Annotated in this window: 9 protein-coding genes and 1 pseudogene; 3 read left to right on the top strand and 7 right to left on the bottom strand. The window is 59.1% G+C overall.

Annotated features, from left to right (window positions below; translation table 11 throughout):
• The 5 genes from ABJN75_RS06635 to ABJN75_RS06615 form a co-directional block, all read right to left on the bottom strand.
• Window positions 1–713: carbohydrate ABC transporter permease (locus ABJN75_RS06635; protein WP_348437988.1), on the bottom strand; the 713-nt coding region annotated here is incomplete at its 3' end.
• Window positions 714–722: 9 nt separating this feature from the next.
• Window positions 723–1,592, bottom strand: a complete 870-nt coding sequence (locus tag ABJN75_RS06630) for a sugar ABC transporter permease (RefSeq protein ID WP_348437987.1) — start codon at window positions 1,590–1,592, stop codon at window positions 723–725.
• Window positions 1,593–1,688: 96 nt separating this feature from the next.
• Window positions 1,689–2,954 carry a sugar ABC transporter substrate-binding protein gene (locus ABJN75_RS06625; protein WP_348437990.1) on the bottom strand — a complete coding sequence of 422 codons (1,266 nt, stop codon included), beginning with the start codon at window positions 2,952–2,954 and terminating at the stop codon, window positions 1,689–1,691.
• Window positions 2,955–3,163: 209 nt separating this feature from the next.
• On the bottom strand, window positions 3,164–4,120 hold the full coding sequence (locus ABJN75_RS06620; protein WP_348437985.1) for a sugar-binding transcriptional regulator: 957 nt from the start codon (window positions 4,118–4,120) through the stop codon (window positions 3,164–3,166).
• A complete protein-coding gene (locus ABJN75_RS06615; RefSeq protein ID WP_348437983.1) occupies window positions 4,117–4,794 on the bottom strand; it encodes an HAD family hydrolase in 678 nt (225 codons plus the stop codon). The genes ABJN75_RS06620 and ABJN75_RS06615 overlap by 4 nt, the downstream gene beginning before the upstream one ends.
• A 296-nt stretch (window positions 4,795–5,090) precedes the next feature.
• Here ABJN75_RS06615 and ABJN75_RS06610 point away from each other — a divergent pair, with 296 nt between their 5' ends.
• From ABJN75_RS06610 to ABJN75_RS06600, 3 genes are read left to right on the top strand one after another with little or no spacing between them, the layout of a single operon-like run.
• The gene (locus tag ABJN75_RS06610; RefSeq protein WP_348437982.1) at window positions 5,091–6,077 is read left to right on the top strand and encodes an efflux RND transporter periplasmic adaptor subunit; all 987 of its coding nucleotides are present in this window, start codon (window positions 5,091–5,093) and stop codon (window positions 6,075–6,077) included.
• Complete coding sequence (locus ABJN75_RS06605) at window positions 6,074–7,129, top strand: efflux RND transporter periplasmic adaptor subunit (protein ID WP_348437980.1); 1,056 nt, start codon at window positions 6,074–6,076, stop codon at window positions 7,127–7,129. The genes ABJN75_RS06610 and ABJN75_RS06605 overlap by 4 nt, the downstream gene beginning before the upstream one ends.
• Window positions 7,126–10,203, top strand: coding sequence for an efflux RND transporter permease subunit (locus tag ABJN75_RS06600; RefSeq protein ID WP_348437978.1), 3,078 nt, complete (start codon window positions 7,126–7,128; stop codon window positions 10,201–10,203). Before ABJN75_RS06605 ends, ABJN75_RS06600 begins: the two co-directional genes overlap by 4 nt.
• A 58-nt stretch (window positions 10,204–10,261) precedes the next feature.
• On the opposite strand, the gene ABJN75_RS06595 is transcribed toward ABJN75_RS06600, so the two are convergent.
• Together ABJN75_RS06595 and ABJN75_RS06590 are read right to left on the bottom strand one after the other, a co-directional pair.
• Window positions 10,262–11,437 (bottom strand): carboxylate-amine ligase, encoded by a 1,176-nt coding sequence (locus ABJN75_RS06595; RefSeq protein ID WP_348437976.1) that lies wholly within the window; start codon window positions 11,435–11,437, stop codon window positions 10,262–10,264.
• Window positions 11,438–11,531: 94 nt separating this feature from the next.
• A pseudogene (locus ABJN75_RS06590) lies at window positions 11,532–12,164 on the bottom strand (acetate kinase); the annotation flags it as partial.

Here is a 12,164-nt window from a genome sequence, read left to right as displayed (position 1 = left end):
AACAGTCCCTGCGGACTTGAGAACGAGGCGATAAAGGCGGTCAGAGGGGCTGCGTTGGTGGTGGTGAGCTGGATCGTCCAGAACGACTCATTCCAGGCGAGGATGATGTTGAGCAGCATTGTCGACGCGATGCCCGGCACGGCCATCGGGGTGAGGATGTAGACAATCTCGTTCCACAGAGACGCGCCGTCCATGCGCGCGGCTTCCAGGATTTCTCCCGGTATCTCGCGGAAGTAGGTGTAAAGCATCCAGACCACGATCGGCAGGTTGATCAGCATCAGCATGACGGTCAGGCCGATGCGGGTGTCCATCAGGCCTGTGCGCAGGAAGATCAGGTAGATCGGCACCAGCACCGCCACCGCAGGCATCATCTTCGTGGACAGCATCCACATGAGAATGTCCTTGGTGCGCTTGGTCGGCGAGAAGGCCATGGCCCAGGCGGCAGGTATTGCCACGATCAGTGCGAGGACCGTCGAGCCGAGCGCCAGAATGACCGAATTCATGAACGGTTTGAAATAGTCGTTCTGGGTCTGGACGGCGAAGTAGCTTTCGAAGGTGAATGAAGGGATCAGGTTGAAACCGGCGATTGCTTCGGATTCCGTCTTCAGGCTGGTGATAAGCGTGTAGAGGATCGGGAAGAAGATCACGAGGGCAACAATCCAGGCGACCGCCGTATTGATGGTCTTTGTGCGTGTGGTGACTGCGCGTGACATGGTTGTCTCCTAATCCAGGTTCTTGCCGACGGCACGCATCAGAAAGAAGGCGACGAAGTTGGCGAGAACGACCGCGATGATGCCGCCGGCGGCGCCCCCGCCGATGTCGAAGTTGAGACGGGCTGCGCGATAGATCAGGAACACGAGGTTGGTCGAGGCATAACCCGGACCGCCGTTCGTCGTGACCAGGATCTCGGCGTAGATGCCCAGCAGGAAGATTGTCTGAATCAGGATCACCACGGTGATGGCGCGGGCCATGTGCGGCAATGTCAGATAGATGAACCGGCTGACGAAACCGGCGCCGTCCATTTCGGCGGCTTCCTTCTGTTCACCGTCAAGTGATTGCAGCGAGGTGAGCAGGATCAGCGTGGCGAATGGCAGCCATTGCCAGGCGACGATGACGATAATCGAAAACAGCGGATACTGGGCGAACCAGTCCACCGGCTCGGCGCCGAAAAAATGTGCGATGTCGGCGAACACGCCGTAACTGGGATTCATGATCATGTTCTTCCAGACCAATGCTGCGACAGGCGGCATGACGAAGAAGGGCGAGATCACGAGAATTCTGACTATGCCCTGGCCGAACATCGGCTGGTCTATCAGCAAGGCGACGGCGATGCCGCCGATCACGGTGATCAACAAAACGCCGATGACAAGGACCAGTGTGTTCCAGATCGACTGGAAGAAAGCCGGATCGGTGTAGAAATACCGATAGTTGAAGAATCCTGCCCAGCTTGTGTTGGCGGGATTGAGGAGATTGTAATTCAGGAACGAGAAATAGAGGGTCATTCCCAGTGGCACGACCATCCAGATCAGCAACAGGATGATCGCCGGTGCCCGCATGATATTTGCGAGGCTTTGGGTTTGACGAGTAGCCATGATGCTCTCCCTGCGTTCGGTTTTCGACCGGGTCTGCATTGAGGAAATTGACCGCCCGCGTTGATGCGGGCGGTCAGGTGCCCGGGAGGGTAGGGGCTACTTGATGTAGCCGGCGCGTGTCATCTCACGCTTTGCGACAGACTGAGCCTGTGCAAGGGCCTCGTCGACCGACATCTGTCCGGCAAGAGCTGCCGAGAACAACTGGCCCACCGTGGTGGCTAAACCCTGGAATTCGGGAATGGCCACGAACTGCACGCCGACGTAAGGGACCGGATCGACGGTCGGATTGGTCGGGTCAGCCGCGTTGATCGAGTCCAGCGTCATCTTGGCGAAGGGCACCTTGGCGTATTCCGGGTTCTCGTAAAGCGAGAGACGGGTGCCGGGAGGTACGTTTGCCCAGCCTTCGTTTGAAGCGACGAGTTCAAGATAGGCCTTGGATGTGGCCCAGGAGACAAAGGCTTGCGCCGCGTCGGCATTCTTGGTGCCTGCAGGCACTGCGAGCGACCATGCCCACAGCCAGTTGCCGCGCTTGCCCAGGCCTGTATCGGGAGCCAGCGCATAGCTGACCTTGTCGGCGACCGTGGAGTCGTTGGGGTTGGACACGAAGGACGCGGCGACGGTGGCATCGATCCACATGCCGCACTTGCCCTGCTGGAACAATGCGAGGTTCTCGTTGAAGCCGTTCGAGGATGCACCGGTCGGCCCGGCTTCGTTCATCAGGTCGACATAGGACTGCAGTGTGTTTTTCCAGGCCGGCTGGTCGAATTGCGGATTCCAGTCCATGTCGAACCAGCGCGCGCCGAAGGCGTTCGAGGTTGCGGTCAGAAAGGCCATGTTCTCGCCCCAGCCGGCCTTGCCGCGCAGGCAAATGCCGTTGATGCCGTTCTCACGATCAGTCATCTTGCGTGCCGCATCCGCGATGAAGTCCCAGGTCGGGGCATCGGGCATGGTCAGACCTGCCTTTTCCATCAGGTCGGTGCGGTACATCACGAACGAGCTCTCGCCATAGAACGGCGCTGCGTAGAGCTTGTCCTCATAGGAGAGACCGCCTGCAATAGCAGGAATGATGTCATCAACGTCGTAATCGTCGCCGAGACCGTCGAGTGGCAATAGCCAGCCCTGTTTCGCCCAGATCGGAACCTCGTAAGTGCCGATGGTCATCACGTCGTATTGCCCGCCCTGGGTTGCGATGTCTGTCGTGACGCGTTCGCGAAGGATGTTTTCCTCAAGCGTCACCCAGTTCAGTTCGATGTCAGGGTGCTTTGCGGTGAAATCGTCGGTCAGTTTCTGCATGCGGATCATGTCACCGTTGTTGACGGTGGCGATGGTCAGCTTTTCAGCAAGCGCAGCCGTGGCAAGCATCGACAACGCCGACGCGCACAGAAGCGCGTTTGCAAATCTATTCATGAATTCCTCCCAATACCCGATATGGGCAAATGCCTATTAGACGGGCAAATATTCACTCAGACTTAGGCGAGAGTCAATGCAGAATCGATGCTGCACCTGCGCAGAAGGCGGCATTGAGGGAGTTAACCTAGCAGGATCAGATATTTAAGACTTGGTCGTTTTGCTCAATGGTTGAGCAAATGCTCCGCTGTGGCTTCGTCGGTGATAAGCCCATTGACCAATTCACCGCGCATAGCTGCAAGAATTGCCTCAGCCTTGAGGATGCCTACGGCAATCGCGATCACTGGTTTGGACGGAGAAACATGCAGGACGGCGCTGGCCACCCTGTCATTGGTCAGTCCGTCGATCAGCTTGCCGCTGCGGCCAAATACCCAGGATGTGATCTCGCCGATGCCACCGGCCTTGACGAGCGCGCGCATCTCTTCACGGCTGACAAAGCCGTCTATCAGCAAGGGCGCATTATCTCCGATATTGCCGATGCCGACATAGGTGACATCGGCCTGACGCGCCAGTTCGAGAATATTGTGAACTGCCTCCTGCTGCTGCAGCAACTGTTTTTCCTCGATGGACCGGGCGAAAACCGGCAACGGCATCGGGTAATGACGGGCGTTGACCCTGTCGGCCATGCGGATGACCACATTGTAAGGCGTTGCGGCGCCATCCGACATCATGTTGCCAAGCAACGAGACGATGCGGTGTTGCGGGCAATCCATTTTTGGCAGTTGTTCAACACAGGCGCGCAAGGCGCGCCCGGTGCCCAGGGCGATGATTTTCGGATGATCGGACTTCAGTATCCGCTCTATTTCGCCGGCCGCCAGTTGCGCGACACCTGTCAGCGCCGCCGGCGCATCGGGATCGGTCGGGGATACGTCACAGGAGACAAGGCCGAATTTTTCCGACAGGCCATGAGCAAGTTCCATGCATCTGGCAATCGGGTGGTCCAGTCTGACCTTGACGAGTTTCTCGCTGACGGCAAGAGAGACCAGTCGCTGCGCGGATTGCCGCGAGACGCCGAGCTTGCGGGCAATCTCGTCTTGCGTGTTGCCGGCAACGTAATAGAGCCAGCCGGCGCGGGCTGCATCGTCAAGACGGCTGGTTTCGTGATCGCCCGCAATGCTCATGTATCTATCCGTCCGCCGGGTTGCCTGTTGGCTTGAGGCACCATTTCAAAGAAATGCTCCCATTTGTCAAAACACCGCACTTTGCCACCGAGTGTGAGCGTCTCTTTGCTCGCCCCCTGAAGATGACTGCCGCCGGTAAAGCGCAACACCTGCATACCGGCATTGTTCGCCGCTTGAATGCCGGGCAGGGAATCCTCGATGACAAGGCATGCGGCGGGATTGGTATTCATGCGCCTGGCGGCATGCAAAAACAAATCGGGCGCAGGTTTGCCTTTTTCAACTTCGGAGGCGGTGAAGATCCGCGTCCCGAAAAAGGCGGACAGTCCCGTCAACTCGAGCGAACGCAAAGCCCGCTTCGGCGAACTGCTCGTCGCAACACAGGCCTTGGTGGTCAATTGTGAAAGCAGCAGCTGGATGCCAAGGGTCGGAACCAGTTCCCGTTCGAAACGGGAAAGAAGTTCGGTGCGGTACTTCTCCTCGAAATCCGTTCCCGGAAGATAACCGTGTGAGTGACGGATTTCGGCTGCGACCTTGGCCCAGCTGCGACCCAGAAAATGGGTCTGCACATGCGCGGTATCGACCTTCACCCCGACGCTTGCCAGCGCATCGATGAGCACACGAGCGCTGATCACCTCACTGTCAATGAGGACACCATCGCAATCAAAAATGATCAATTCGGGAGCTAGCGAAATCAGCTTAGTGCCTTAATTTGTTGCGAGCCAGATCCGATGGCACGGTATGCGCCTCGAATTTCGCCCGACAAACGGTGCCGCATAACTGAAAATTTCACAGCGATTTGTCAATGACCGTGGCTGACGGGAACTTTTGGTCTGGTGCGGCCAATTGTGAAGGAGTAGATACTCTTCCTTTCCTTCAATCAGGTTCGGAAGTTGTTTTGAAACGTTTTGCCATTGTCTGGACAACGGTTCTTACCGTTTTAAGTATTGCTCCCGCGCATAGTGAGACGCCGTTGGCGGTCGAGATAGTCGTTGCCTCGAAAGGCATCGAACAGCGCAGCTTTTCGCTAACCGGTGAAATTCGCCCGAAAGAATCGCTGATGGCGGCTTTTCCGATTGGCGGGCGCGTCATCGAAGTTCTGGCGGAACCGGGCGAAAAAATCGAGGCCAATGCGCCGCTTGCGCGCCTCGATTCGATCCAGCAGGAGTTGGCAGTTCGCACGGCTGAAGCCGGATTGACAACGGCTCGGGCCGATCACGTCCAGACCATTGAAAACCTGCAGCGCGCCGAGGCGCTTCTGGCGAGCGGAGCGACAACCCGCGCGGCGCGGGATGCCGCCGATGATGCGCTCAGGACGGCGGAAGGCGCGCTTGAGCAGGCCGAAGCCGATTGGGATCGTGCAACCAAGGCACTCGCCGACACGGTGTTGCGCGCTCCGTCCGCCTCCACGGTCATCAGCCGCATGGTTGAGCCGGGCCAGATCATCGGGGCAGCACAAACCGCGATGGAGCTTGCGCTCGGCAAGGGATATGAAGCGGTTTTCGAAGTTCCGGAAGCCATGTTGATCGGTGAAGCAAGCTATTCCAGCGTATCACTGTCACGGTTGTCCTCGCCGGAGGTTGAGTTTCAGGGCCGGATCACGGAGGTTTCGCCGCTGATCAATCCTTCGACCGGCACCGTTGCTGTGACCGTGGAAGTGGTGAACCCGCCCGATGGCCTGAGTTTTGGCGAACCGATACGTGGCACCGCATCGCGCCCGGCAGTGGCACGGGTGAACCTGCCCTATTCCGCAATTAGCGCCTCGGCGGAAGGCCCAGCTGTCTGGCACGTTGATCCGGAAACCATGCAGGTCTCGCTTCAACCGGTCGAGATTGATCGTTATGACACCAGCCGGATTATACTCAGCGATGGTATTGAGGACGGCAGCTGGATTGTGACAAAGGGCGCGCAATTGCTGTATCCCGGTCGCACCGTTCGCCGTGCGGGAGCGGACCAATGAGGCTTGCGATCGTTCTTTTCAGCCTTGGTCTGGCCTTGCCTGTCAGGGCCGAGGATCCGGTCCAGGCTGAAGTAGGTCCGCGCCCGGTTGTTTCCGTGCTGGTCGGTCCGCAATCAGGCATTTCTTTAAGCTACATCGGGACAATCGTCGCCCGCACTGAAACCGCGCTCGGCTTTCCGATGATTGGCACGGTTGCGACCCGTCCGGCCGATGTGGGCGATCTGGTCGCAAAAGGCGATGTTCTGGCTCGTCTCGACACCGAAGACCTGAATTCCGATCTGCGCACTGCAGATGCCGGCGTGACTGTGGCCAAAGCCCAATTGCGATCGGCGACAGATGCGCGTGAGCGCGCCAAAACTCTTGCCGAACGTGGCGTGGGCAGCTCGACGCGGTTGGAGGATGCGGAGCGGGCGTTGGTGTCTGCCCAGGCGCGACTGGATCAGGCGCTGGCATCGCAGGCGCGCGCGGCCGATATGGTGGATCTGGCGACATTGACAGCCCCCTATGATGGCGTCGTCACGGCAACATTCGCTGAGCCGGGCGCAACACTGACCGCCGGGCAGGCAATCCTGAGGCTTTCCGCGGTTGGTGAGCGCGAGATCGTGATCGATGTCTCGGAAGCAGATGCCGCATTGCGTGCACCCGGCGACCGGTTTACTGCCACACTGCTTGCAAGCCAAGCAATCATGGCGGATGCCGTGTTGAGACGCATCGATCCAGTTGCAGAGCAAACCACCCGGACTTACCGGCTTCATCTGTCTTTGGAAAATGAACCGGCGGAATTCCGGCTCGGGGCGCTGGCGCGTGTCTTGCCTGCCGGTGGCCAGAACAAGGATATCGTTTTGCCCAGGTCCGCGCTGCTTGACCCGCCCGCTGTCTGGGTTGTCGACCGGGCGACCAACAAGGTTTCCCTGAAGCCCGTCAAACTGGCCGGTACGGCCGGCGAATTCGCAGTTGTCAGCAGCGGGCTCACCGCCGGCCAGGAGGTGATCCTCAAGGGCATCCATTCACTTGAAGAAGGGCAGGCTGTCGGCCCGCGTGTGTCGGAATGAAAACATTCAATCTCTCCGACTGGGCGCTCAACCACCGTTCGCTCATATGGTTCCTGATGATCGTTTCGCTGGTGGCGGGTATTCTTTCCTACGTCTCCATCGGTCGTGAGGAAGATCCCAATTTTGCGATCAAGACCATGATCATATCCGCGGCACTGCCGGGCGCGGACACCCGTGAAACCCTGATGCAGGTCACCGACAGGATCGAAAAAAAGCTTGAGGATCTCGACGAACTGGATTTCACCCGTTCGGTCACCCGGCCCGGCGAAAGCATCGTCTATGTCAATTTGCTGCCGACGACAAAAGCCAGGAACCTGCCGCTGATCTGGCAGCGCGTGCGCAACATGATGGGCGATATCCGCGGCGATTTTCCTGCCGAGTTTGCAGGCTTCCAGTTCAATGACAGTTTCGGCGATGTGTTCGGCAATCTCTATGCTCTGACTTCGGACGGGTTTTCGCCGCGTGAAGTGCGTGATTATGCCGAGACCGTGCGCCGTTCGGTTCAGGCGCTGCCTGATGCTGGCAAGATCGAGCTTTTCGGCACCCGCGACGAAGTGATCTATCTCGAGTTTTCGACCGAACGGCTTGCCGCTCTCGGGCTTAACCAGGAAGCTGTCCAGGCGACGTTGTCGGCGCAAAACGCCATTTTGCCGTCCGGCGTGTTCGACACCGGACCGGAGCGCGTGCTGATTCGTATTGGCGGCCAGTTTTCGGGCCCGGAAAGCCTCGAGGGCATCAATCTGCGCGTCGGCGACAGATTCTTTCGCCTGGCCGACGTTGCAGAGATCCGCAGGGCCTATACAGACCCGCCGTCGGCGCTGTTTCGCTACAACGGCAGAGATGCGGTCGGATTGGCGGTCGGCATGAGACAAGGCTCCAACATTGTCGATTTCGGCGTCGAGTTGCAGGACGTGATCGCCAGGGAACAGGCCAGACTGCCAATCGGCGTCGAAATCCATCAAGTCGCCGACCAGCCCAAAGTGGTGGAGGATGCTGTCGGGCATTTTCTGCAGGCGCTGCTTGAAGCCGTGCTGATCGTGCTTGCTGTCAGCTTTATTTCGCTCGGGCTTCGGGCCGGGCTTGTCGTTGCGCTGACCATACCGCTGGTTCTGGCCATCACCTTCGTGGTGATGAATTATGCCGGGTTCACGCTTCAACGGATTTCGCTCGGCGCACTCATCATTGCACTCGGACTGCTGGTCGATGATGCGATGATCGCGATCGAGACCATGATCTCTCGTCTCGAGAAAGGTGAAACGCTTACGAAGTCGGCGTCCTACGCCTGGACATCAATTGCATTCCCGATGCTGTCGGGAACACTGGTGACGGTCGCGGGCTTCATTCCAATCGGCCTGAATTCCTCAGCGGCGGGCGAGTTCACCTTCTCGCTTTTTGTCGTGATCGCGGTTTCGCTGCTGGTGTCCTGGGTCGTGGCAGTGCTGTTCGCGCCGCTTCTGGGCGTGACCTTCCTGCCGGCCAAGATGAAGCACCACAGCGGCGAGCCGGGGCGCGTGGGCAAAGTCTTCCAAAAGCTTCTGAATGCCGCCATGACCTACCGCTGGATCACCATCGGGGCGACGATCGCCTTGTTTGCTTTCTCCGTGTTCAGCATGCGGTTTGTCGAGCAGCAATTCTTTCCCAGTTCCGACCGTCCGGAACTTATCCTCGATTTCACGTTGCCGCAGACCGCTTCGATTGCCGAGACGTCGGCCGAAATAACCCGGATGGAAGCCCTGATCGACGGCAACGACAAGGTGTTGTTCTGGTCGTCCTATATCGGGCGGGGCGCACCACGGTTCCTGCTCGCCTATGATGTGGAGACACCGGCGCCCAATGTCGGTCAGATCGTCATACAGACCCCGTCCGTTGAGGCACGGGACGCGCTCAGGGTGGAGCTTTCGGAAATTGCCGGAAACAATTTCCCCGGCGTCGATGTCTTCATCAAGCTGCTTGAAATCGGACCACCCGTCGGGCGGCCGGTGCAGTACCGGATTTCCGGGCCCGATATCGAGACCCTTCGGGACAACGCCCGCGAACTGACCGCAGTTGTTGCCTCCGATTCCCGGCTTGAGGGCATCATCATGGACTGGAATGAACCCGCCCGTGTGGTGCGGGTGGACATTCTGCAGGACAAGGCGCGGCAACTGGGCATAACCCAACGTGATATCGCCGCCGCGCTGAACGCCATCTATGATGGGGCGACCGCCACCCAACTGCGCGATTCATCTTATCTGGTCAATATTGTCGGGCGTGGCGATGCGGCTTCGCGGCAGTCGGTTGGTGCGTTGGAGACCCTTCAGCTTTCCGGCTCCGGCTCGGTGACCATACCGCTGCGCTCGGTGGCGACATTCAGTTACGAGACCGAACCGCCGGTGATCAACCAACGCGGGCGCATGCCTACGATTACGGTCAAGGCCGCAATTTCGAGTGCCGACCAGCCGGCAACCATTGTCGCTGCGCTGGAGGACAGGATTGCCGCCTTCAGCAAGGCTTTGCCTTCTGGCTATCATGTCGAGATTGGTGGATCGGTGGCCGAGAGTGCCGACAGCCAGGCCCCGATCGCGGCGGTTGTGCCCTTGATGGTGCTGATCATGCTGACCCTGATCATGATCCAGGTGCAAAGTTTCAGGCTGGCCTTCGTGGTCTTGTGCGTGGCGCCCTTGGGCCTGATCGGCGTTGTCGCCGCGTTGGTTCCGTCAGGCGCGCCGCTGGGTTTCGTCGCGATCCTCGGGGTTTTGGCATTGATCGGCATTCTCATCCGCAATTCGATCATTCTGATTGACGAGATCGAGGTGTTGCGCGCAAAGGGCCTGGCGGCCTGGGATGCCGTATTCCAGGCTTCGGTCGCCCGCTCCCGGCCAATCCTGCTGACCGCAGCAGCAGCCAGTCTGGCGCTGATCCCGATCTCGCGACAGATCTTCTGGGGGCCGATGGCGTACGCGATGATGGGCGGGATCATCGCCGGAACCCTGATCACGCTGTTTTTTGCGCCAGCGCTGTATCTGGCGGTTTTCCGGGTCAAGCGGGAACCGGATGCGGCGGAACTTCAGGAGCCGGAATCCGGAATTGCGTAGAAACGCAGGGAAAGGCTGTCGCTGAACCTCGTCCAGGCAAGCGCCGAGGTAATATGTATCAGGCGGATTGCCCTGCGGCAGCGTCAGGTTGCCTGTGGCTTTCCAGACCTTCTGTAAATTCGCTGATCAGCGATCGCACGACCTCTTTCTGAGCCTCCCTGGCGCTGGCTCCGGCGGCAATCGCTTTTGCATGGATCGAGCGTTGTCGATCAGCGCTTGTACCGTTTTCAACAATCCGCCGGGTTGACAGCAACTCTTTCGAGCAGCCGAGCGCTTCTGCATCTTCCTGAACGAGGTCGATGATCTCTTGGTGCAGGATAGCGAAGTCGATGACCTCTCCCTTGGCAAAGTCGATCAGTCCGTTGGACATCCCGTAACGTTGAGCGCGCCAGCGGTTTTCTCCCACCAAAAAACGGTCATAGATCCGCCAGCGCTTGTTGCTGGTACGCAGCCGCCACAGCATATGCATGATCGATTGGGTCAGAGCGACCAGAGCCAGAGCGTCGTCAAGGCGCGGAGAGACATCGCAAATGCGCGATTCGAGCGTCGGAAACCTCCCTGATGGCCTGAGGTCCCACCAAATCTTGGTACTGTCCTCGATCAAGCCGCTGTTGATGATGATCTGAACGGATCGCTGGTATTCGAACCAGGATGAAAACCGCGGTGGGAGCCCGGTTCTGGGCATATTGTCGAAAACCGTGAGCCGGTACGAATTAAGCCCCGTGTCATCGCCCTTCCAATAGGGTGAGGATGTCGACAGAGCCAGCAGATGAGGCAGGAAATAGGGGAACTGCGCCATCAGGTCGATGCGGGTTTCATCGTCGTCCAGCCCCACATGCACATGCATGCCGCAAATCAGCATACGCCGCGCGACGCCGCCGAGATCGCGTTCGAGTTTGCGGTATCGCTGCTTGTCGGTGAAGTGTTGCTTGTGCCAATCGGCAAACGGATGACAGGAGACCGCAAGCGGAGCCAGACCATGGTTTTCCGCTATTCGGGCGATGACGCGGCGCAGATGGGCCAAATCGGCGCCGGCTTCGGCCACAGTCTTGCAGACATTGGTCCCGACCTCGATCTGGCATTGCAGGAATTCAGGACTGACCTGCCCCTCAAGTTCCTCAACGCATTGCGCCATCAGGGAGTCTGGCGCAGCCACGAGATCCAAGCTGTCGCGGTCAACAAGCAGGTATTCCTCTTCGACACCAAGGGTGAAGCTGGGTTGACCGTCACTCATAAACAGATTTGAACCTGAAAATGATCACGGCGCAAGGTCCCATGGCACCAAGGGAGCGGGACAATGCTGGTCCCACTTGACGGGTTGCCGAGACCTATCGGGCGAGCGCATGCGCCACCGCCTTGGCGATCACCAGTTCCTCATCGGCCTTGACCACGAAAGCCGGACGCGCACTGTTGCGCGCGGTCAGACGTTGGGCGCCGGCGGCATTGGCTGCGGGATCAAGGCTGAAGCCGAGCCATTCCAGCCGCGCCAAGGCGCCGGCGCGGATCGGCGCAGAGTTTTCGCCAATGCCGCCGGAGAACACCAGCGCATCGATGCCGCCAAGACTTGCCGTCGCGGCGCCGATTTCCTCCACAAGCCGGTCGACATACATCTCGATGGCAAAGGCGGCATCGCCTTCGTCGCTTGCCAGGAGCGTCCGCATGTCGCCGGAAATGCCCGAAACGCCGGACAGGCCGCTCTTGTGATAGAGCAGATTGCCGACCTCGGCGGCATCGCCGCCAAATTGCTCGAGAAGCCACAGCACCGCGCCGGGATCCAGCCGTCCGGGACGTTGACCCATCATCAATCCGTCGAGCGGTGTGAACCCCATCGACGTCCAGCGGCTTATTCCGTCGATCATGCCGCTGATGGAACAACCGTTGCCGAGATGACAGGCCACAACCCGCCCGCGCGTCAGGCCAAGTTGCGGCAGGGTCGCGGCAACGTGCTCATAGGACAGCCC

Source organism: Hoeflea sp. (assembly GCF_039975035.1).
In the GTDB taxonomy this organism is placed as follows: domain Bacteria; phylum Pseudomonadota; class Alphaproteobacteria; order Rhizobiales; family Rhizobiaceae; genus Hoeflea.
The sequence above is the reverse complement of the archived record's forward strand: the minus strand, read 5'-3'. Positions and strand labels throughout refer to the sequence as shown.